This is a genomic window from Streptomyces sp. NPDC050759 (assembly GCF_044456945.1).
Classification (GTDB): Bacteria; Actinomycetota; Actinomycetes; order Streptomycetales; family Streptomycetaceae; genus Streptomyces.
In genome coordinates, this window is sequence record NZ_JBITGI010000020.1 from 35,798 (window position 1) to 56,492 (window position 20,695).

Here is a 20,695-nt window from a genome sequence, read left to right on the forward strand (position 1 = left end):
CAATGGGTGGTGTGATGGGACAAGCAGGAATGGCCGAGGCTGCCGTCCGTTACCTCCGTTCCGGCAGGAGCCTCGCGGTCGAGGCTCTGCCCCGGCCGGAGCTGCGGTGTGTGCGCGAGGACGAACGGGCGCCGGTCGACCCGGCCGAGTTCCGGCGTGTGCTGGGGAACTTCGCGACCGGCGTCACCGTGGTGACGGCACCCGGAGCGCCCGGCGAGGCGCCGGCCGGTTTCGCCTGCCAGTCCTTCTCCTCCCTCTCCCTCGAGCCACCGCTCGTCGCCTTCATGGTGGGCCGCACGTCGACGACCTGGCCCCGCATCGCCCAGGCGGGCGTCTTCTGCGTGAACATCCTGAGCGCGGCACAGGGCGAGTTGTGCAGGGCGTTCGCGGTGAGCGGCGCGGACAAGTTCGCGGGCGTCCCCCACGACCCGGCCCCGGCCTCCGGCTCACCCCGCCTCGCGGGCACCCTCGCCTGGATCGACTGCACGATCCACGCGGTGCACACCGGCGGGGACCATCTGATCGTCGTGGGACGGGTGGACGCGCTCGGACCGGGCGACGGAGACGGCGAACCGCCCCTGCTGTTCCACAAGGGGCGGTTCCTCTAGGGCTGGTTTTTCCGCGGTCTCCGGGGTCTCCGGGGTCTCCGGGGTCTCCGGGGTCTCCGGGGTCTCCGGGGTCTCCGGGGTCTAAGCGGTCGCCGCCAAGGGCATCGCGGCCGGTCGCCTCCTGATCACCAGCGCCATCAGCGCCGCCGCCGCGCACAGCGCGCCCGACGCGTACCAGATCATGTCGTACGAGCCGAACACGTCCCGGGCGACACCGCCGAGGAAGGCGATCAGCGCCGCGCCGACCTGGTGGGAGGCGAGGACCCAGCCGAAGACGATCGCGCTGTCGTCGCCGTAGTGCTCGCGGCACAGGGCGACGGTGGGCGGGACGGTGGCGACCCAGTCGAGGCCGTAGAAGACGATGAAGAAGAGCATCGGCGGGTGGACCGACGGGGCCAGCAGCATGGGCAGGAACAGCAGCGAGATGCCGCGCAGGGCGTAGTAGACGGCGAGCAGGCGGCGGGGCTCGAAGCGGTCGGTGAACCAGCCGGAGGCGATCGTGCCGACCACGTCGAACACGCCGATCACCGCGAGCAGCGAGGCGGCCGCGGTGACGGGCATGCCGTGGTCGTGGGCGGCGGGCACGAAGTGGGTCTGGATCAGGCCGTTGGTGGAGGCACCGCAGATCGCGAAGGTGCCGGCCAGCAGCCAGAAGGGACCGGTCCGGGCGGCCTTGAACAGGACCGTCACCGCTCGGCGCGCGGCGCCCGGGACCGGCTCCGGCTTCGGCACGAACTCCGTCGCGCCGTACGGCTTCAGGCCCACGTCGGCCGGGTGGTCGCGCAGCAGCAGCCAGACGAAGGGGACGACCGCGAGGGCCGCGAGGGCGACCGTGATCGCGGCCGGGCGCCAGTCGTGCTTCTCGACCATCCAGGACAGCACCGGCAGGAAGATCAGCTGGCCGGAGGCGGAGGCCGCGGTCAGGATGCCGGTGACCAGGCCGCGCCGCTCGGTGAACCAGCGGTTGGTGACGGTCGCGGCGAACGCCAGTGCCATCGAGCCGCTGCCGAGACCGACCAGCAGACCCCAGTACAGCATCAGCTGCCAGGCCGCCGTCATCCACACGGTCAGGCCCGAACCGACCGCGATCACGGTCAGCGCGACCGCGACCACCCGCCGGATGCCGAAGCGGTCCATCAGCGCCGCCGCGAAGGGGGCGGTCAGGCCGTACAGCGCGAGGTTGACGGAGACGGCCGCGCTGATGGTGCCGCGCGACCAGCCGAAGTCGTCGTGCAGGGGGTCGATGAGCAGGCCCGGCAGGGAGCGGAAGGCGGCCGCGCCGATGATCGTCACGAAGGTGACGGCGGCGACGAACCAGGCGCGGTGGATGCGAGTGGGCCGCTTTTCCGTCGGGGGCGCCTGGAGGGCGGCTTCGGTTGTCTCGGTCACGTCATAGAGCTTCCGTCCTGCGCCGCCTGGAATCCATTGGCCCGAAGGACAGCATTCGTTAGGATCGGGCCATGAGCCCTGACCGTCGTGCCCGTCCTGCCCCGGTCCCGGAGTTCCGCCCGCACCGCGTGGTCGTCCTCGCCATGGACGGTGTCCTGCCGTTCGAGCTGGGCATCCCGCACCGGATCTTCGGCCGCCCCAGGGACGCCGAGGGGCGCCTGCTGTACGAGGTCGTCACCTGCTCGATCCGCCCGCCGGGCCCGGTGTGGACCGACGCCGACTTCGCCATCCAGGTCGAGCACGGCCCGGAGATCCTGGCCACCGCCGACACCGTGATCGTCCCGGCGTCGTACGAACTGGGCCCGGTCTTCGAGCAGGGCGTGCTGACCGACGAACTGGCCGCCGCCCTCGCCCACATCCGCCCCGGCACCCGGCTCGCCTCCATCTGCACCGGCGTCTACGTCCTGGCCGCCGCCGGCCTCCTCGACGGCCGCCCGGCCACCACGCACTGGGCCGACTCCGACCGTCTCCAGCGGCTCTTCCCGCAGGTCAGGGTCGACCCGGAGGTCCTGTTCATCGACGACGGGGACGTCCTGACCTCGGCGGGCGTCGCCGCCGGGATCGACCTGTGCCTGCACATGGTGCGCCGCGACCACGGCACGGCGGTCGCCAACGAGGTGGCCCGCCGCACCGTCGTACCGCCGCACCGCGACGGCGGTCAGGCGCAGTACATCCACCGGCCCGTGCCCGACCCGCAGCAGGCGACGACGACCGCGGCCCGCGCGTGGGCCCTCGGCCGCCTCCATGAGCCGATCCAGCTCCGCGACATGGCCGAGCAGGAGGCCATGTCCGTACGCACCTTCACGCGCCGCTTCCGCGAGGAGGTCGGCGTCAGCCCCGGCCAGTGGCTCACCCAGCAGCGGGTGGAACGCGCCCGGCACCTCCTGGAGTCCACCGACCTCTCCGTCGACCAGGTCGCCCACGACGCCGGCTTCGGCACCGCACAGTCCATGCGCCAGCACCTACAAACAGCCCTCGGCGTCACACCGACCGCCTATCGCCGTACCTTCCGGACCGGGACCGGGATCCTCGACCACACGTCCGGGCACTACGACGACGTCGGCGCCGAGCGCTGAGCTCCCCGCGCGGCGCACCTCCCCCCACCAGCCGATTCCCGTCAGCGCGAGCGTCAACGCCACGCCGGCCAGGACGGCGGTGGACGGCACCGTCACCTTGAGCAGGGCTCCGGCGAGCGAACCCGTGGCCGCGTACCCCGCGCCCGCCGCCGCGTACATCACGGAGTACCCGGCGGCCAGGGCGCCGGGCGGCAGCGCGTCGCGCAAGGCGAGGTTGCGGGTGAGCAGCGCGCCCGACTGGAGCAGGCCGCCCACGGCGAGTGCGGTCGCGATCCCGGCGGTGTTCGGTATCAGCGCGATGAGCGTCACGCAGACCGAGGTGCCGCACATCAGCACGGCACTGCGGGTGCGCAGCAGACCGGGCCAGGTGCGCAGGCCGTAGAGGAACGCCCCGAGTCCGCCGCCCACCGCAAGCCCGGTCAGCAGCGGTCCCGACCAGCCGACTCGGATGCCACGCTGTTCGAGCAGGGCGGGCAGGACGAGTTCGGCGAGGCCCAGCAGGCTGAGGCTGGCCGCGCCCGTGACGTACACCGGCCAGGCGCCCAGCAGCAGCCGGGGCAGCGATCCGCCGGACCACGCGCCGCCCGCCGAGTCGTCCACCGTCCAACCGGCCGGGAGCAGCCACAGTCCCGCGACCGACGCCGCCATCAGCGCGGCGGCGAGCAACAGGGGGACACGCGGCGCGACTTGGAGGGCGAGGCCGGCGACGGCGGCCGGGGAGACGGCCCAGATGACGGAGTTGAGCATCGACTCGGTGGACAGCGCCTGCGCGACGGCCCGCTGAGGCACCAGCTCGGTGAGCAGTGCGCGCAGCCCGCCGGTCGCGGCGGCGGGAGCGGCGCCGGCCAGGAAGGCGAACGCGCCAAGGACCAGGGAGGGGGCGTCGGGAAACACCCCGAGCCCCGCGAACCCGAAGGCCCCGGTCGCGAGCCCCGCTGCCAGTTGGGGCCGGGCACGCTCGGGGAGCAGCCGCATCCCGAGCACCGGGGCGCCGACGATCTCACCGATCACATAGGCCGCCGCGAGCACCGCTCCCAGCGCATACCCTCCTGGTCTCTCACGCACCAGGAAGACGAGGGCGAGCGGAGCCATCGCCACCGGCATACGGGCGCCGACGGACGTGCAGGCCCAGACCAGGACCTGTGGGGAGGCGACGTCTCGGTAAGTCATGCGTCGAAGCTAGGGCCCGGCACTGACATCGCCCCAAGGGTTTTCCAGGGCCTGTGGAAAACCCCGTACCTGCCTAGAAGGTGAGCACCCCTCGGGCCACCCGCCCCGCCTCCGCGTCCCCCACCGCCTTCTCGAAGTCCTCGATGGGATAGGTCTCCGTGACCAGTTCGTCGAGGAACAGCCGTCCCTGACGGTAGAGCTCCGCGTACAGCGGGATGTCCCGCTGCGGCCGCGAGGATCCGTAGCGGCAGCCGAGGATGGACTTGTCGAGGAACATCGACGCGACGACGAAGGACGCCTCCGCTCCCGCCGCCGGAACCCCCAGCAGGACCGCCTGGCCGTGCCGGTCCAGCAGGTCGACGGCGGTGCGCACGAGTTCGACCCGGCCGACGCACTCGAAGGCGTGGTCCACGCCGTGCGGCAGCAGCTCCCGCGCCCCCTCCGCCGACGTCAGGAAGTCGGTCGCCCCGAACTGCCGGGCCATCGCCTCCTTCGCCGGATTGGCGTCCACCGCGACGATCCGCGACGCCCCCGCGATCCGCGCGCCCTGGATGACGTTGAGCCCGATCCCCCCGGTCCCGATGACGAGCACGCTCTCGCCTCGGTCCACCCGGGCCCGGTTGAGCACGGCCCCCACCCCGGTCAGCACCCCGCACCCGATGAGCGCGGCGGACGACAGCGGAATGTCCTTCGGTATCCGGACCGCCTGGACGGCCTTCACCACCGTCCGTTCCGCGAAGGCGGAGTTGCACGCGAACTGGAACACCCGCTCCCCGCCCCGGGAAAAGGGTTTCTGGGGCCGCCCGATGGCTTTGCGGCACATGGTCGGCCGCCCCCGGTCGCAGTCGGCGCAGGCACCGCAGTTGGCGAGCGTGGACAGCGCCACATGGTCGCCGGGCCCGACATGGGTGACCCCGTCCCCCACCGCCTCCACCACGCCCGCGCCCTCATGCCCCAGCACCACCGGAACCGGAAACGGAATGGTTCCGTCCACCACGGACAGGTCGCTGTGGCACAGCCCGGCCGCCGAGATCGCGACCTGCACCTCGCCCGGCCCCGGGTCCCGCACCTCCAGATCGTCGACGACCTGGATCTGCCTCCCGTCGAACAGCACGCCGCGCATCAGACGACCCCCTTGGGTTCCCTGGGCAGACCGAGCACCCGCTCGGCGATGATGGTGCGCTGGATCTGGTCCGAGCCGCCGTAGATGGTGTCGGCCCGCGAGAACAGGAACAGATGCTGCAGGGCGTCGAGTTCGTACGGCGAGGAGGGGGACCAGTCCCCGGGCCCGACCGTCGCCTCCGCCCCCCGGACGAGCATCGCCAGCTCCCCGAGCCGTTGGTGCCACCCCGACCACAGCAGCTTGGCCACACTGGACGCCCCGGCGTCCCCGGAACCCCCCAGCGTCCGCAGGGCGTTCCACCGCATGGTCCGCAGCTCGGCCCACTGCCGCACGAGCAGCCCCTGCACGACCGGATCGGAGACCGCGCCAGTGCGTACGGCGGTCTGCACCACCCGCGTCAACTCCTCGGCGAACCCGATCTGTTGGGCCAGCGTGGACACCCCGCGCTCGAACCCCAGCAGACTCATCGCCACCTGCCAGCCGCGCCCCTCACCCCCGACGACATGCTCCGCACGCGCGTGTGCCCCGTCGAAGAAGACCTCGTTGAACTCACTGGTCCCGGTCAGCTGCCGAATGGGCCGCACCTCGATGCGCCCCGGCTGGTCCATGGGAACGAGGAGGAACGACAGCCCGTGATGCCGACGGGACTCCGGATCGGTCCGTGCGAGGACGAAACACCAGTCCGCCTCATGAGCGAGGGACGTCCAGATCTTCTGCCCGCTGATCCGATACGTCCCGTCCTCGACCCGCGTGGCCCTGGTCCGCACCCCCGCGAGGTCGGACCCCGCCCCGGGCTCGCTGTATCCCTGGCACCACAACTCCTCCCCGGCGGCGACGGGAGGAAGAAAGCGCGCCTTCTGCTCGTCGGTGCCGTGCGCGAGAAGAGTGGGCGCGAGCAGCTTCTCCCCGATATGCCCGGACCGCGCCGGCGCCCCCGACCCCGCGTACTCCTCGGCCCAGACAACCTGCTGCGTCAGCGTGGCGGTCCGGTTCCCATACCCGGCCTCCGACCAACCGAGCCCGATCCACCCGGACTTCCCGAGAGTACGTTCCCAGGTACGCCGATCCTGCGCCCCGTCCACATGGCTGGACAGCCATTCCCGCACCTCGGAGCGAAACGCCTCATCCTCAGCGGCAAACGCAAAGTCCACGGGGTCCTCCTCTCAACACCGGCCCCGACAACCCACCCAGGGGCGCGGGGAACTGCGCGAGCAACCACAGACGACCCGCAGCCGCCAAACAAGACACACCCCCGACCCACTAGGCATCCGGCCCCGAAAGCAACGGCATCGGATCCACCCCCACGCTCCCCGGCAAGAACTCCGCGATCATTTCCGCCGTCCACCCGCCGGAGGCATACGCGGCACGCAACTCCCGAGGCTGAGCCCACACCGCGATCTTCGCCCCCGCCACGGTGTACACCTGCCCGGTGATCTCCTGAGCCCGCTCGGACAGCAGATAGACCACCATGGGCGCCACATCCTCCGGCTCCCCGATCTCCGCGAGCTCGAAGGGAACGTTCGCCGACATCCGCGTACGAGCGACGGGCGCCACCGCGTTCGCGGTCACCCCGTACTTGTGCAGCCCCAATGCCGCGCTGCGCACCAGCGAGATGATCCCGCCTTTCGCCGCGCTGTAATTCGCCTGCGAATACGACCCCTGGTGATTCCCGCTGGTGAACCCGATCAACGTCCCCGCCCGCTGCTTCCGCATCACCGCGGAGGCCGCCCGGAACACCGTGAACGTCCCCTTCAGATGCGTGGCGACGACCGGATCCCACTCCTCCTCGGTCATGTTGAACAACATCCGCTCACGCAGGATCCCGGCGACACAGACGACACCGTCGATCCGCCCGTAGGAGGACAACGCGGCATCGACGACCCGCTGCCCGCCCGCCATCGTCGAGATGTCGTCGGCCACGGCGACGGCCTCACCCCCGGCCGCCTCGATCTCCTTCACGACACCGGAAGCGACATCGCTCTGGGGAGACGCCCCGTCCACGGACACGCCGTAGTCGTTGACGACGACGCGCGCCCCCTCCCCCGCCGCGGCCAGCGCGACCGCCCGCCCGATCCCCCGCCCCGCGCCGGTCACGGCGACGACCCTGCCTGCCAAGAAGTTCCCCATGCCCGGCCCCTTCCCGCGGTTTCTGACGGACCGTTAGATTTTATGACCCGTCAGATGTGCGGACACAAGCCCCGGGGAGGGCCCGATGTCACTTCCGGCCGCGTTCCACGACATCGCCAAGCGCGTGAACAACTGGGGTCGTTGGGGCGCCGACGACGAGATCGGCACCCTGAACCTGATCACCGACGAGGTCGTCCGCGAGGCCGCCGCGACCGTCCGCACGGGTCGTCGCATCCCTCTCGCGCTGCCCCTCAGGCAGGACGGCGTGCAGACCGGGATGATGCCGGGCCGGGTCAACCCCCTGCACACGATGGTGCAGATCAACCAGGAGATCTTCGGCCCGGGGACGGTCGCGTGCAGCGACGACGCGGTGACCATGGGCCTGCAGGCCGCCACCCACTGGGACGCGCTCACCCATGTCTCGCACTCCGGCATGCTCTACAACGGCCGCCCGGCCGGCACCATCACCCCGCACGGCGGCGCCGAGTTCAGCGGGATCGACAAGGCCCGGCACGTCGTCTCGCGCGGGGTGCTGCTCGACGTGGCCCGCGCGCGGGGCGTGGACCGGCTCGACGGCGGCCACGCCGTGACCCCCGAGGACCTGGAGGCCGCCGAGGAACTCGCGGGCACGCGCGTGCGTGCCGGTGACATCGTGCTCGTACGGACCGGACAGATCCAGGTGTATCTCGCCGGGGACAAGGAGGCGTACGCGTATCCGTCGCCGGGCCTGTCGGTCCGCACTCCGGAGTGGTTCCACGCGCGTGACGTCGCGGCGGTCGCCAACGACACGCTCACGTTCGAGATCTTCCCGCCCGAGATCGAGGACCTGTGGCTGCCGGTGCACGCCCTGGACCTGGTGGAGATGGGGATGCTGCAGGGCCAGAACTGGAACCTGGAAGAGTTGTCCACAGCCTGTGGACAACTTGGCCGGTACGCGTTCCTGCTGTCGGCGATGCCCGAGCCGTTCGCCGGCGGCACCGGAACACCCGTGGCCCCGGTGGCCGTTCTGTGAGCGGTCGGCCGGCGGCGCGCAGGTCCGCCCCGAGCACGGTCTCGCGCGCCGCCGTCATCGACTTCCTTCCGCCCTGAGGAAATCGACACCGCGTCACGATCCGCACTCGTCGGGGGCTTCCGTCACCGAAGCCCTCGGCGTCCCCTCGCGGCGAATCGCCGACCACCAGCGTCATCAATCGAACACGCTGCGTCAACACACGTACGAGGATTTATTACTTACGACCTATTTGTCACGACCGCGCACGGATGCACGTCCCGGCGCACCGACCGGCCTCGAGCAAAGGGGGACGGCGCTCTCTGCGACCGTGCGCCGGTCACACCGCCTCGAACGCGAACCCCTCGTAGGCCGAGGCCTCGATGTCGTAGGCCTGGGCGCTCTTTCGCGGCTGCTCGCAGCGGTCGAGTTCGCACCAGATGCTCTTGCCCGCGCCTTCGGGGCTCCAGCCCCAGCGGTCCGCGAGGCCGTCGACGAGGGCGAGGCCGCGGCCGCCGGTCGCCTCACCGTCGACGCAGCGCGGCACCGGGGCGCGGCCACTGCGGTCGGCGACCTCGAGGCGTACGGTGGCCGGCTCCACCTCGGCATCCGGCAGGGACAGCCGCAGGACGGCCGGTCGGCCGGTGTGCACCACGGCGTTGGTGACGAGCTCCGACACGAGCAGGATCAGGATCTCGGCGAGCGGTTCGTCGACCTCTATCCCGCATACGGCGAGCCGCGAACGGGCCCACCGCCGGGCTCGCCCCACCTCTGCGGGGTCGGGCCGGATCTCCAGCTGCACTTGAAGCACCTGCACCGCTCACACCATCCGAACCGGCGGGCACATGGCCTCGCGCCTCACGAGGGCCACGATCGTAGCCATTTTTTGCATGACCAGAACAATGACCAAAGCCGGGGTCACAGAACGTGAATCCCTTACAGGACAGCATGGTTGACGTACAGTCACGCCAACAAGCGCTTCGGGCATATTCCAGCGCGAAGGAGTACCCGTGCGGGATACTGTGCGACGCCCGTCCTGGGAAGTCGAACAGGCGGTGACCGCAGGGCCTTCCGCCCCGCGAGCAGCGGCGCGCATCGCCGGGTCCGGGGCCGCCTCTTCGGCAACACCGGCATGGCTCATGCTCGGAACCACTCGCATCTCACACAAGGTACCGGAGCGGGGCGCCGACTCCAGGACGTGACGAGTCACACATAGGACACAACCCGATACCAACGCTCCGTGATTCCGGTATGCCACAATCCGCGACATCCGCTCCGGTCGCGGGCGCCTCAGGCCAACAGATCGACGGCGAGCAACTCCTCACTCTCCGCACCGCCGCCGGTCCTCCGGGCCCGCACCCAGGCCCGCTTCAGATGCAGCTGCACCTCGCACTCCCAGGTGAAGCCCATCCCGCCGTGCACCTGGAGACAGTCCCGGGCACCCCGCTCGGCCGCCTCGTCGGCCAGCAGCCGGGCCGCGGCGACGTCCACCGGGTCGGCGGTCACGGCGGCCGCGTACACCGCGGCCCGGGCCGTCTCCGCCCGCACCAGCATCTGGGCGCACAGATGCTTGACCGCCTGGAAGGCCCCGATCGGCTGCCCGAACTGCTCCCGCGCCCCGGCGTGTTGCACGGCGAGCTCACACACACGCGTGGCGGTACCGAGCTGCTCGGCCGCGGTCAGGAGTACGGCGACGGGGTCGGGGAGGGATCGAGACCCTGGGCCGACTGACGGTGAGGGGGCGCGCGCAGGGGCAGTGGTGGAGGACTGCCCAGGGATCGCCGCGGAGGACTGCCCGGGGACCACCGCAGAGGACTGGCCCGGAGCGGTCGTCGAGGACTCCCCGGGGGCGTCCGCGGAGGACCGGCCAGGGACGGCTGCGGAGGACTGGCCAGGGGCAGTGGTGGAGGACCGGCCAGGGACGGCTGCTGAATACCGGCCGGGAGCGGTCTTCGAGGACCGGCCGGCGGCCGCGGAAGACGAACCGGCAGCCTCGCCGGAAGACGAGCCAGACGCAGTCACCGAGGAAGAACCGGCAGCAGCGACGAAAGCCGAACCGGACGCGGCAGCCGACGACGCCCCGGGCCCGGCAGCCGTAGACGCCCCGGGCGCCGCCGACGGGCCCGTCCCCGGGAGCCGCGCGGAGGATTCCTGTCCCACCCCCGTCCCCGGGCGCCGCACGGAGGAGCCCCGCTCCACGCCGGCCCCAGGGTCGCCCGCGGGCTCGGCCGGACGCGGTCCCCCGCCCCCCGCTCCGGGAACCCGGTGCAGCGGCGTCAACGGGTCCATGGACCGCAGGGATACGGCCGCCCTGGCGTCCCCGTGTACGACGTCCGCCTCGGACAGCCACTCGACCAGCCCGCCGTTGTCGACGTCCGTCACCACCGCCTCGCCGGAGGCCGCCCCCGGTACCGTGCCCGCCGCGAGGTGGGTCGCCACCAGCGGTCCCGGCAGCAGGGCCCGCCCGGCCTCCTCGAAGACCAGCACTGCTTCCGGCAACCCCAGCCCGACCCCGCCGTCCGCTTCCGGCACCCGCAGCGCGAAGAACCCGGCCGCACCCAACTCCCGCCACAGCGCCCGGTCCAGACGGGGTTCCTCCGCGGCGGCCCGCAGCGCGGCCCCGTCGAAGCGCCGGGCGAGCAGCTCCCGCATCCCGGCGCGCAACGCCTGCTGCTCCTCGGTCAGTTGAAAGCGCACGTCAACGCCCCTTCGGCAGCCCGAGAATCCGCTCGGCCACGATGTTCCGCTGAATCTGCGAGGTCCCGGCCGCGATCGTGTACGACAGCGAGGACAACCGGTCGAGCACCCAGGGCCGGTCGAGATCCAGGCTGTCCGGCCCCAGTACGTCCGCGGCGGCGTCGTACAACTCCTGGCGGGCGTGCGAGTAGCGGAGTTTGAAAACCGAACCCCCCACCCCCGGCACCCCGCCACTCGCCTCGGCCTCGCTCACGTTCCACTGCGTCAGCCGCCACAGCGCACGGAACTCGGCGTTCAGCCTCCCCAGCCGCCGTCTCAGCACGGGATCGTCCCAGCGCCCGTTCTCCCGTGCCGTACGGGCGAGTTCGCCCAGCACCCGCCGACAGGCGACGACCTCGCCCACGAAGGCCGTACCGCGCTCGAAGGACAGCGTCACCATGGTCACGCGCCAGCCGTCGTTCTCCTCGCCCACCCGGTTCGCCACCGGCACCCGCACCTCGTCGAGGAACACCTCGGCGAACTCGGTGGACCCGGCGAGCGTGCGGAGAGGACGCACCACGACCCCCGGCGCGGACATGGGCATCGCAAGCCAGCTGATCCCCCGGTGCTTCGGGGCCGCCGGGTCCGTGCGCACCAGCAGCTCGCACCAGTCGGCCACTTCGGCGTGCGAGGTCCAGATCTTGGACCCGGTCACCACATAGTCGTCGCCGTCCCTACGCGCGCGCGTGCGCAGCGCCGCGAGGTCGCTCCCGGCGTCCGGTTCGCTGAACCCCTGGCACCAGACCTCCTCGCCCCGCAGGATCGGCGGCAGCCAGCGTGCCCGCTGCCCGGCGGTGCCCTCGGCGGCGATCGTCGGTCCCGCGTGGAGCAGTCCCACGAACCCGGCGCCCACATAGGGCGCGCCCGCGGCCTCCGTCTCCTCCAGGAAGATCAGCCGCGTGGTGGGCGAGGCGTCCCAGTGCACGTGCGCGTACCCGGCGTCGTACAGCATGCGCTGCCAGCCGAGGTCGTAGCTCCTGCGTCCGGGCCAGTCCTCCGGGGACGGCTTCGGCGGCAGCGTGGGGAGCGCCTTGGCGAGCCACTCCCGCAGCCGCGCCCGGAACTCCTCCTCTTCCGGCGTGTACGCGAGATCCATGGACGGCACTCCATATCTGATAGCCCGTCAGATACTGCTCGCACCGGAAGGCTAAGTCCCGCACCCCTGGACCGACAAGGCGTGGCGCCCTACGCTCTGCCCACGATCTGACTACCCGTCAGCTCCACGAGGGGGCCGCCGTGACCGACACCGCCCACGCGCTCAGCGCGTCCCGCACCCTCTGGGAGCTGGTCGCCCGCCGCGCCGACCTGACCCCCGACCGCCGGGTCCTCCTCCAGGACGACCGCACGCTCACCTTCGGCGAGCTACGCGCGCGCGGCGAGCGGGTGGCGGCCGGCCTGTACGACATGGGCGTACGCCCCGGCACGGTCGTCGCCTGGCAGCTGCCCACCCGTATCGAGACGGCCCTGCTCTCCTTCGCGCTCGCCCGTCTGGGCGCCGTGCAGTCGCCCGTCATCCCCTTCTACCGGGACCGCGAAGTCGCCTTCGCCCTGCGGGAGTCCAAGGCGGAGTTCTTCGCCGTACCGGGCGTCTGGCGCGGCTTCGACCACACGGAGATGGCCCGGCGGCTCGGCGCGAAGGGGATCTTCGAGGCGTACGACGACCTCCCGGACGGCGACCCGGCCGTCCTGCCCGCCCCGCCCGCCGACGGCACCTCGGTCCGGTGGATCTACTGGACCTCGGGAACCACCTCCGACCCCAAGGGCGTTCTCCACACGGACCGTTCACTGATCGCGGGCGGCTCCTGCCTCGCGCACGCGCTGCGCCTCACGGCGGACGACGTGGGGTCGATGGCCTTCCCGTACGCGCACATCGCGGGCCCGGACTACACCGTGATGCTGCTGTTGTACGGCTTCCCGGCGGTGATGTTCGAGCAGTTCGCCCTGCCGGAGGCGCTGGAGGGATACCGCCGCCACGGGGTGACGGTGGCGGGCGGTTCGACGGCGTTCTACTCCATGTTCCTCACCGAGCAGCGCAAGCGGCCGGGCGAGAGGATCATCCCCTCCCTGCGGCTGCTCGCGGGCGGCGGGGCGCCCAAGCCGCCGGAGGTCTATCACGCCGTCGTACGGGAGCTGGGGGTGCAGCTGACGCACGGGTACGGCATGACCGAGGTGCCGATGATCACCATGGGTGACCCGGACGACACGGTGGAGAACCTGGCGACGACCGAGGGACGGCCGCCGGAGGGGATGTCCGTGCGGATCGTGGACGGGGAGGTGCGGCTGAAGGGGGAGGCGGTGTGCCAGGGGTATCTCGACCCGTCCCAGACGGCGGAGGCCTTCGACGAGGAGGGCTATCTGCGCACCGGTGATCTCGGACACCTTACGGCCACCGGCCACCTGGTGCTCACCGGACGGCTCAAGGACGTGATCATCCGCAAGGGCGAGAACATCTCGGCGAAGGAGATCGAGGACCTGCTGGCCGCGCATCCGGCCGTCGGGGACGTGGCGGTGATCGGGCTGCCGGACGCCGAGCGCGGGGAACGCGTGTGTGCCGTGGTGGAACAGCCCGAGGGTGCCGGGGAGCTGACCCTGGACGCCGTGACCGCGTATCTGCGGGCGGAAGGGCTGTCGACCCACAAGCTGCCGGAGCAGGTGGAGGTGGTGGACGCCCTTCCGCGCAACGAGACCCTGCGCAAGGTCCTGAAGTACAAGCTCAGGGAGCGCTATTCGGGCACGGTGAAGTAGCGGGCGAAGGCGGGCACGATCTCTTCCTCGCCGACCTTGCCGTCGCCGTCCGTGTCCAGGGTGGCCGCGGCGGCCAGTGCGATGTCCTCGCTCACGCCGAGGATCCTCAGCACCCGCGCGGTGTCCTCGACGGTGGCGCGTCCGTCGCCGTCCTGGTCCGCGACGGCGAGCGCGGCGTGCAGGAAGGGCCGGGCGATCTCGGCGAAGCGTTCCGGGTTGTCGCGCAGCCGCTTGACCGCGCCGTTCACGAACTCGTCCCGGGTGATCCGCTGGTCGCCGTCCCGGTCCGCGATCCCGGCCATGCCCTGCCAGAACGCCTCCGCGCCGATGTACAGCGCCTGTCCCTTGTCGGAGCGTGCCGCGGTGTCGAACTCGGTGAGCAGCGCCTTGGCCGCCACGTTGAAGTCCTCGCGATCGATGTAACCGTTGCCGTCCTGGTCGAAGGTGACGAACCGGCCGGCGATCCTGCGCTCGTACTCGCTGCTGACCATGTCTCTTCGGGCCGCCTCACATCACATCGGGTGCGTCTCGCACGGAGCGTACGACGTGGGCGGCGCCCCGGGGGCCGGAAGGCGGCGCCTGTGCCAAGACCGGGAGAATTTCGGGACAACGGTGTGGCAGTCGGGGTGCCCCGGGTCACAGCCGGCGTACGCGCTCAGGCCGACAGCGGTCCCGCCTTCTCGTCGGTCGCCGAGTCCACGTCCGGGTGGACCTCGAACAGGCGGCGGACGCCGAGGGCACCGAGGACGCGGTTGACGTGGGAGCCGTCGGCGGCGCCCTGGGCCGGGAGGATCAGGCGCAGATCGCCCTGGCAGGAGCGGATCAGGCGGCGGGAGGCGATGAGGACGCCGACACCGCTGGAGTCACAGAAGTACACGTCCGAGAGGTCGAGGACGAGACTGTGGCGCCCCTCGGCCACCACGTCGTGGACGCGCTGGCGGAGCACCGGCGAGGTCACCAGGTCCAGCTCGCCCGTCACACTGAGCACGGTCCAGTCGCCCTGCTCGTTGCCGGTCACATTGAACGCCACCACCATGCCCTTCGCTCGCCGGAAACAAACGGAAGCCTTTCCTACGCTTCCTTGCAGCGCGGCTGCCCAGCGGCCGTTCCCTGAAACAAAGACGGAGAAACGGAAATCGTTCGAAAGAGGCTTGTTTTAGTCGGCTTCGACCCTGTTCGATCAGGTCTGATCAGTGAGTGGGCGGGTAGGGGAAGGTCCACTACCACCTGCGGCCCCTCGGGGGGCGTGCATTGGAACAAAGGGGCGTGCGCTGCCGGAGGTGCCGACTACATTCGAGAAGACGGTGGGCGCAGGCTTGACCCGGACACTTCCAGGGGTGAGGGGGCCGCATGGCGAAGAAGGACGCACCGCCCCGCTGGGACCGCAAGATGCAGCAGCGGCTCGCACGCGGTGAGGCGGCCGCCCTCGGCGAGCTCTACGACCGTTTCGCTTCACTCGTGCACGGTCTCGCCCACCGCGTGCTCGGAGACGAGCGCGCCGCCGACGGCGTCACACGGGAGGTCTTCGTCCACGTCTGGGAGCACCCCGAGGCCTACGACCCCCAACAGGGCCCGCTGCGCTCCTGGGTCGCCGGGCTGACCCACCGCCTGGCCGTGCAGCGGCTGCGCGCCACCGAGACCGCCGCGCTCACCCAGGGCGCCGAGGGCTCCACCGAGGAACTGGAGCGCAAGGTGCGCCACGCCTCGGTCGCCGCGCGCGCCGACTACATCGTGCAGTCCATGCCCACCCCGCTGCGGGCCGCGCTAGAGCTGGCCTACTTCCAGCGCCGTGACTACCGCCAGGCGGCCGCCGACCTCAGCATCACCGAGGACGAGGCCCGCCGCCGCCTCCGCCTGGGCCTCCAACTCCTGTCCACGGCCCACGACACGGGAGCGCCTGGGGCGCCGCCGGGATACGGAGGCGCGGCGTGAGCGGAGCCGGCGGTTTCGAGGCACAGGACGAGCAGGACGGGTACGAGGGCAGGGGGCCGCGGGAGGGTTCGGGGGACGGCGGGGTTTTCCCCGAGAGCACGGAGAAAATGACCGACGACCTCGGAAACGGTGACGCCGGCACCCGCAACCCGGACGACGACCACGAGGACGGCCGGGACACGGACGACCACGGCAACGGCGCCCCGACCCACCCTGACCCGGCAGGCACCGGCGACCCGACCACCCTGGGCGCAGACGGACCCGGCAGCCCCGCCCCCCGCGGAACCGACGGCAACGCCGACCCGATGCGCTCCGGCACAGGCGAGCAGCGCAACGCCGACCCGAACAGCCCCGGCACGGCAGGCACCGGCGACCCGACCCCCCTGGGCGCAGGCGGACCGGGCAGCCCCGGCCCCGGTGGAACCGACGGCAGCGGTGACCCGGCCCGTCCTGGCGCCGGAGGCGTGGGCAGCGCGGGTGACGGCGGTCCCCACGACCCCGACGACCCGGCGGGCACCACCTCGCACGGCACCGACGCCCACCACCCGCCCCGCATACCGCTCCCCCGCGCCTCCGTCGAGGACACCGGCCGTCCGCTGCCCGTGCTGGAGGAGCCGGCCCCCTCCGCTCCCCTCTTCCTGGAGCACCGTGTGCTGAAGGCGCTGCTCGGGGCATGGGCGCTGGCCGCGTGTTCGGCGGAGGAGACGGCCGCCGTGGAGGACCACCTCGGCGTCTGCGGCGCCTGCGCCGACGAGGCACTGCGGCTGCGCGGGGCGGTGGGCCTGCTGCAGCGCCCCGAGAGCCTCGACCTGGACCCCGGCCTGCGCACCCGCGTCCTCGACGGCTGCCTCGACCGGCGCCCGCCGCGCATCCCGATGCCCGAGTGGGCCACGCCGTACGACGCCGAGACCGCCCGCCTCGACGCGCTGCTGCAGGACTTCGGCGACGCCGAGTGGCACGCGCCGGTGCGGCTGCGCTGGTTCGACGCCGACGAGGCGACGAGCCGCCGTACGACGGTCGCCGGCGTCATAGCCCACCTGATGTCGGTCGACGGCCTCGTCGCGATCGCCCTGGGCCTGGACGATCCGATGGGCGAGGTCTCCGCGGACGCTCCCACGCCGGCCGGCCGCACCGAGGCGTACTGGCGCGCGTCGCACTTCCCGCCGACCCGCTCCGTCCGCACCCCCTGGCGTGAGCAGAGCCACGACCTCGTCCGGACGGTGTCGTTCACCGGCGGCACCGCCGGCAAACTCGAGGTGGCCTACGGCGACTTCGTCCTGCCCCTCCACGACGCGATGCTGGACCGCGCCTTCGAGTGCTGGGTCCACGCGGAGGACATCGCGGAGGCGGTCGACTACCCCTACGAGCCGCCGTCCCCCCGCCACCTCAACCGCATGATCGACCTGGCGGCCCGGGTGTTGCCCGCGGTGCTGGCGGAACGGCGACAGAAGGGTTTGGCGTCACCGGCCCATGGACGGCATCTCGTGAGCGCCGGAGGCCCTGGCCGCACCCTGCGTCTGGAGATCGAGGGCCTGGGTGGGGGTGAGTGGCTGATCCCCCTGGACTCCCCCGCGGCGGTGGGTTCGGCGGAGCACGAGGTGGCCCATGTGGCGCTGGACGGCGTGGAGTTCTGCCAGCTGGCCGCGGGCCATGTGCCTCCGGCGGAGGCGGCGGCGGGGCAACTGGGTGATCGCGAGGCCATCAGAGACGTACTGTTCGCGGCGGCGAGCTTGAGCCGGATGTAGGGGCGGGCGGGGGGCTCGTCGGCCGCTGCGGGCCGGTGGGAACTGCGCGAGCAACCACGAACCACCCGCAGCCGCCCACGAACCCGCAACCCCCGAGCTCCTAGGCGAACACCACCGTCCGCCGCCCGTTCAGCAGAATCCTGCGCTCGGCATGCCACTTAACGGCCCGCGCCAGCGCCTGGCACTCCACATCCCGCCCGATCGCCACGAGCTGGTCCGGCGTCACGCCATGCCCCACCCGCTCGACCTCCTGCTCGATGATCGGCCCCTCGTCGAGGTCCGCGGTCACATAGTGCGCCGTCGCCCCGATCAGCTTGACCCCGCGCGCATGAGCCTGGTGATACGGCTTCGCGCCCTTGAAGCTCGGCAGGAACGAGTGGTGGATGTTGATGATCCTGCCGCTGAGCTGCTTGCACAGATCGTCGGACAGCACCTGCATGTACCGGGCGAGCACGACGAGCTCGACGTCCTGCTCGCGCACCAGCTCCAGCAGCCGCGCCTCCGCTTCGGCCTTGTTCTCCCGCGTCACCGGAATGTGGTGGAAGGGAATGTTGTACGACCCCACGAGCTCGGCGAAGTCAGTGTGATTGGACACCACCGCGGCGATCTCCACCGGCAGCGCACCGATGCTCGTGCGGAAGAGCAGGTCGTTCAGGCAGTGCCCGAACCTGCTGACCATCAGCACGACCCGCATCCGGTCCTCGACCCGGTTGATCTGCCAGTCCATGTGGAAGGAGTCACCGATCGCGGCGAACGACGCCCGCAGCTTGTCCACCGTCAGCGGCGCGTCCCCCGAGAAGTGGACGCGCATGAAGAACAGCCCCGTGTCGTGGTCGCCGAACTGCTGGCTGTCCTCGATGTTGCAGCCGGTCATGAAGAGATAGCTCGACACGGCGTGCACGATGCCCTTCTTGTCGGGGCAGGACAGCGTCAGGACGTACTGGTCGGCGGGGGTGGACTGCTCGTTCATGCAGGACAGGGTCGCATATCCGCCGGTGCGGCAGACAGCGCGTCCGTCACGCGGACCGGGTCATGATCTGCAGCACCTCGAGCGTGCGCGGCGGCACGTCCGGGTCCTCCCCGTCGGCCGTCGCCATGCGCACGTGCGCGTCCCGCGCCGCCCGCACCGCGTCCGGCCACCCCGGGTTCTCCATGTACACGGAGACGGGGGCGTCTGGACCGACCTGGTGCATGATCCGCAGCACCCGCAGGACGGCGGTGTCGACGAGGGCCGCCTCCTGGGAGTCCCGGAAGATCGTGCCCACGTATTTCTCGGCGGACCAATTGTCGAGCCAGGTGTCCTCGACGAGGCGGTACACGGCGTCGGTGACGTCCCCGTACCCCTCGACGCCGGCCAGCCAGACGTTCTGCTGGAACCCGGGGTCGGAGAGCATGTGCAGCGCGGAGCGCACATTGCTGCGCCAGCGCCACCACGGCATGTCGTTCAGTGGCATGCCGCCCATGGTGGAGGAGCGACGGCCGCGACGGGAAGAGTTCTCCGAACCTTGCACGGTCACCGATCGTACGTTCTTCCCCCATACGTGCCTCACAGGCCCCCGCTGTTCACCTTTACGTCACCCTTCATCTACCGAGGGTCACTTTCGAGTTGGCGATGTGACGGAAGCGTGTGTGTCCATGACCGGCAGGCGACGCATCCGCAGCACCTTCCTCCCCCAGCACCACCGGCCCGTCAGAGCCACCGCCCTCGCGGCGGGGGCACTGGTGGCGTGTGCTTCCCTCGCCGCCGGTTGCGGGGTCGTCCCCGGTACCACGGGGGGTTCCGGGGACGGTCCGATCAAGGTCATGACCTGGGCCCCGTCGGACACCAAGGCGACCAACAAGCCCGGCATGCCCGCCTTCGCCCAGGCGTACGCCCGCTGGATCAACTCCAAGGGCGGCATCAACGGCCGTAAGCTCACCGTCCTGACCTGCAACGACCACAACGACGGGGTGTCCGCGGCGAAGTGCGCCCGGCGCGCGGTCAAGGAGAACGTCGTCGCGGTCGTCGGCTCCTACAGCCAGTACGCCGACTCCTTCTTCCCGCCCCTCGAGGGCGCCGGCATCCCCTACATCGGCGGCTACGGCGTCACCAACGCCGAGTTCACCAGCCCGCTGTCCTACCCCGTCAACGGCGGCCAGCCCACCCTGCTGGCCGGCCTCGGCAAGGCGCTCGCCACGGCCTGCGGCAACGTCACCCTCGTACGGCCCGACACCATCGCGGGCGACGAGCTGCCCGTCCTGCTGGACTCCGGGCTGACCACCGGCGGACACCGGGCCGCGGGCGACGTGCGGGCGGCGGACGACGCCACCGAGTACTCGGCGCAGTCCACGAAGGCGCTCGACGGCTCGACGTCCGGTGCCTCGGCTTCCGCCTCGGGCTCCGCCTCGAAGCAGGGGTGTGTGGTGCCCGCGCTCGGCGACCGCACCAGCACCTTCATGGACTCCTTCCGGCGCGCCCGCGAGGACTACCCGCAGGTGCGCACGGCCATGGCGATGGGCAGCGTCGACCAGACGGTGATCGACGCGTCCGGCGGGGCGTCGGGGCCCTACGAGGGGTCGTACATCACCGGCTGGTACCCCGTGGAGAGCGATGCCCGCTGGGCCGCGATGAAGAAGGTCATCAACAAGGAGGCCTTCGGCGACAACCGCATCGACTCGGCGGACGCGGGGGTGCAGACCACCTGGATCGCCTACACGGTGTTCACGAAGGCCGTCGAGTCGCTCGGCGGCGGCGAGGTCTCCGCCGGCAGCATCCGCGCCGCCCTCAACAACGGCCTCAAGATCCCGACCGGCGGTCTGACGCCGACTCTCCAGTGGACCACCCGGGACACCTGGAGCTCCGCCGACGACCTCGCCTCGGTCGGCTTCCCGCGCATGGTCAACGCCCACGTGACGCTCCAGGTGGTCCGCCAGGGCCAGCTCGTGGCGGCACGCAAGGGCTTCACCGACGTGACGACGACACTCAAGAACGCGGACGTCAACTGACCCGCGGGGGG

General features: G+C 71.4%; 18 protein-coding genes and 2 pseudogenes. 7 read left to right on the forward strand and 13 right to left on the reverse strand.

Going from position 1 to position 20,695, the window contains the following annotated elements; all coding sequences use genetic code 11:
• Positions 1–14: 14 nt before the first annotated feature.
• A complete protein-coding gene (locus tag ACIBJB_RS39920) occupies positions 15–608 on the forward strand; it encodes a flavin reductase family protein (RefSeq protein ID WP_398938514.1) in 594 nt (197 codons plus the stop codon).
• 81 nt (positions 609–689) lie between these two features.
• Here ACIBJB_RS39920 and ACIBJB_RS39925 read toward each other — a convergent pair whose 3' ends face one another.
• Positions 690–1,997 carry an MFS transporter gene (locus ACIBJB_RS39925; RefSeq protein WP_398938516.1) on the reverse strand — a complete coding sequence of 436 codons (1,308 nt, stop codon included), beginning with the start codon at positions 1,995–1,997 and terminating at the stop codon, positions 690–692.
• A gap of 71 nt (positions 1,998–2,068) precedes the next feature.
• Here ACIBJB_RS39925 and ACIBJB_RS39930 point away from each other — a divergent pair, with 71 nt between their 5' ends.
• Positions 2,069–3,133: a GlxA family transcriptional regulator gene (locus ACIBJB_RS39930; protein ID WP_398938518.1), complete on the forward strand. Its 1,065-nt coding sequence runs from the start codon at positions 2,069–2,071 to the stop codon at positions 3,131–3,133.
• Here the strand turns inward: ACIBJB_RS39930 and ACIBJB_RS39935 are convergent.
• The 4 genes from ACIBJB_RS39935 to ACIBJB_RS39950 form a co-directional block, all read right to left on the reverse strand.
• Complete coding sequence (locus tag ACIBJB_RS39935) at positions 3,020–4,303, reverse strand: MFS transporter (protein ID WP_398938520.1); 1,284 nt, start codon at positions 4,301–4,303, stop codon at positions 3,020–3,022. The genes ACIBJB_RS39930 and ACIBJB_RS39935 overlap by 114 nt on opposite strands.
• Positions 4,304–4,376: 73 nt before the next feature.
• Positions 4,377–5,426: a Zn-dependent alcohol dehydrogenase gene (locus ACIBJB_RS39940; protein WP_398938522.1), complete on the reverse strand. Its 1,050-nt coding sequence runs from the start codon at positions 5,424–5,426 to the stop codon at positions 4,377–4,379.
• Positions 5,426–6,577, reverse strand: coding sequence for an acyl-CoA dehydrogenase family protein (locus tag ACIBJB_RS39945; protein WP_398938524.1), 1,152 nt, complete (start codon positions 6,575–6,577; stop codon positions 5,426–5,428). Before ACIBJB_RS39945 ends, ACIBJB_RS39940 begins: the two co-directional genes overlap by 1 nt.
• A 109-nt stretch (positions 6,578–6,686) precedes the next feature.
• Entirely contained in the window at positions 6,687–7,553 is an 867-nt protein-coding gene (locus ACIBJB_RS39950) for an SDR family oxidoreductase (protein WP_398938526.1), read from the reverse strand.
• A gap of 85 nt (positions 7,554–7,638) precedes the next feature.
• Between ACIBJB_RS39950 and ACIBJB_RS39955 the strand changes: the two genes are divergently transcribed.
• Positions 7,639–8,565, forward strand: coding sequence for a cyclase family protein (locus tag ACIBJB_RS39955; RefSeq protein ID WP_398938528.1), 927 nt, complete (start codon positions 7,639–7,641; stop codon positions 8,563–8,565).
• Positions 8,566–8,881: 316 nt separating this feature from the next.
• Here the strand turns inward: ACIBJB_RS39955 and ACIBJB_RS39960 are convergent, their stop codons facing one another.
• The 4 genes and pseudogenes from ACIBJB_RS39960 to ACIBJB_RS39975 form a co-directional block, all read right to left on the reverse strand.
• Positions 8,882–9,343, reverse strand: coding sequence for an ATP-binding protein (locus tag ACIBJB_RS39960; RefSeq protein ID WP_398938731.1), 462 nt, complete (start codon positions 9,341–9,343; stop codon positions 8,882–8,884).
• A gap of 488 nt (positions 9,344–9,831) precedes the next feature.
• A pseudogene (locus ACIBJB_RS39965) lies at positions 9,832–10,245 on the reverse strand (acyl-CoA dehydrogenase family protein); the annotation flags it as partial.
• A gap of 726 nt (positions 10,246–10,971) precedes the next feature.
• A pseudogene (locus ACIBJB_RS39970) lies at positions 10,972–11,238 on the reverse strand (acyl-CoA dehydrogenase family protein); the annotation flags it as partial.
• Position 11,239: 1 nt separating this feature from the next.
• Entirely contained in the window at positions 11,240–12,373 is a 1,134-nt protein-coding gene (locus tag ACIBJB_RS39975; protein WP_398938530.1) for an acyl-CoA dehydrogenase family protein, read from the reverse strand.
• A 140-nt stretch (positions 12,374–12,513) separates the two neighbouring features.
• On the opposite strand from ACIBJB_RS39975, the gene ACIBJB_RS39980 reads away from it, so the two are divergent.
• Complete coding sequence (locus tag ACIBJB_RS39980) at positions 12,514–14,022, forward strand: class I adenylate-forming enzyme family protein (RefSeq protein WP_398938532.1); 1,509 nt, start codon at positions 12,514–12,516, stop codon at positions 14,020–14,022.
• Here ACIBJB_RS39980 and ACIBJB_RS39985 read toward each other — a convergent pair.
• Both ACIBJB_RS39985 and ACIBJB_RS39990 read right to left on the reverse strand, forming a co-directional pair.
• Positions 14,001–14,513 (reverse strand): EF-hand domain-containing protein, encoded by a 513-nt coding sequence (locus ACIBJB_RS39985; protein WP_398938534.1) that lies wholly within the window; start codon positions 14,511–14,513, stop codon positions 14,001–14,003. The genes ACIBJB_RS39980 and ACIBJB_RS39985 overlap by 22 nt on opposite strands.
• A gap of 164 nt (positions 14,514–14,677) precedes the next feature.
• Positions 14,678–15,058 carry an STAS domain-containing protein gene (locus ACIBJB_RS39990; protein WP_398938536.1) on the reverse strand — a complete coding sequence of 127 codons (381 nt, stop codon included), beginning with the start codon at positions 15,056–15,058 and terminating at the stop codon, positions 14,678–14,680.
• Positions 15,059–15,372: 314 nt separating this feature from the next.
• Between ACIBJB_RS39990 and ACIBJB_RS39995 the strand changes: the two genes are divergently transcribed.
• On the forward strand, positions 15,373–15,954 hold the full coding sequence (locus ACIBJB_RS39995) for a sigma-70 family RNA polymerase sigma factor (protein ID WP_398938538.1): 582 nt from the start codon (positions 15,373–15,375) through the stop codon (positions 15,952–15,954).
• A 305-nt stretch (positions 15,955–16,259) separates the two neighbouring features.
• On the forward strand, positions 16,260–17,699 hold the full coding sequence (locus ACIBJB_RS40000; RefSeq protein ID WP_398938733.1) for a zf-HC2 domain-containing protein: 1,440 nt from the start codon (positions 16,260–16,262) through the stop codon (positions 17,697–17,699).
• 100 nt (positions 17,700–17,799) lie between these two features.
• Here the strand turns inward: ACIBJB_RS40000 and purU are convergent, their stop codons facing one another.
• On the reverse strand, positions 17,800–18,669 hold the full coding sequence (gene purU / locus ACIBJB_RS40005; protein ID WP_398938540.1) for a formyltetrahydrofolate deformylase: 870 nt from the start codon (positions 18,667–18,669) through the stop codon (positions 17,800–17,802).
• A gap of 46 nt (positions 18,670–18,715) precedes the next feature.
• Positions 18,716–19,216, reverse strand: coding sequence for a hypothetical protein (locus tag ACIBJB_RS40010; protein WP_398938542.1), 501 nt, complete (start codon positions 19,214–19,216; stop codon positions 18,716–18,718).
• Positions 19,217–19,334: 118 nt separating this feature from the next.
• On the opposite strand from ACIBJB_RS40010, the gene ACIBJB_RS40015 reads away from it, so the two are divergent.
• A complete protein-coding gene (locus ACIBJB_RS40015; protein WP_398938544.1) occupies positions 19,335–20,684 on the forward strand; it encodes an ABC transporter substrate-binding protein in 1,350 nt (449 codons plus the stop codon).
• Positions 20,685–20,695 lie beyond the last annotated feature (11 nt).

What these genes read in the sequence shown, in the direction of transcription:
- ACIBJB_RS39920 (WP_398938514.1), top strand. Translation starts at nt 15, where the DNA reads ATGGGACAAGCAGGAATGGCCGAGGCTGCCGTCCGTTACCTCCGTTCC.
- ACIBJB_RS39930 (WP_398938518.1), top strand. Translation starts at nt 2,069, where the DNA reads ATGAGCCCTGACCGTCGTGCCCGTCCTGCCCCGGTCCCGGAGTTCCGC.
- ACIBJB_RS39935 (WP_398938520.1), bottom strand. Translation starts at nt 4,303, where the DNA reads ATGACTTACCGAGACGTCGCCTCCCCACAGGTCCTGGTCTGGGCCTGC.
- ACIBJB_RS39940 (WP_398938522.1), bottom strand. Translation starts at nt 5,426, where the DNA reads ATGCGCGGCGTGCTGTTCGACGGGAGGCAGATCCAGGTCGTCGACGAT.
- ACIBJB_RS39950 (WP_398938526.1), bottom strand. Translation starts at nt 7,553, where the DNA reads ATGGGGAACTTCTTGGCAGGCAGGGTCGTCGCCGTGACCGGCGCGGGG.
- ACIBJB_RS39955 (WP_398938528.1), top strand. Translation starts at nt 7,639, where the DNA reads ATGTCACTTCCGGCCGCGTTCCACGACATCGCCAAGCGCGTGAACAAC.
- ACIBJB_RS39975 (WP_398938530.1), bottom strand. Translation starts at nt 12,373, where the DNA reads ATGGATCTCGCGTACACGCCGGAAGAGGAGGAGTTCCGGGCGCGGCTG.
- ACIBJB_RS39985 (WP_398938534.1), bottom strand. Translation starts at nt 14,513, where the DNA reads ATGGTCAGCAGCGAGTACGAGCGCAGGATCGCCGGCCGGTTCGTCACC.
- ACIBJB_RS39990 (WP_398938536.1), bottom strand. Translation starts at nt 15,058, where the DNA reads ATGGTGGTGGCGTTCAATGTGACCGGCAACGAGCAGGGCGACTGGACC.
- ACIBJB_RS39995 (WP_398938538.1), top strand. Translation starts at nt 15,373, where the DNA reads ATGGCGAAGAAGGACGCACCGCCCCGCTGGGACCGCAAGATGCAGCAG.
- ACIBJB_RS40000 (WP_398938733.1), top strand. Translation starts at nt 16,260, where the DNA reads ATGCGCTCCGGCACAGGCGAGCAGCGCAACGCCGACCCGAACAGCCCC.
- purU (WP_398938540.1), bottom strand. Translation starts at nt 18,669, where the DNA reads ATGAACGAGCAGTCCACCCCCGCCGACCAGTACGTCCTGACGCTGTCC.
- ACIBJB_RS40015 (WP_398938544.1), top strand. Translation starts at nt 19,335, where the DNA reads ATGACCGGCAGGCGACGCATCCGCAGCACCTTCCTCCCCCAGCACCAC.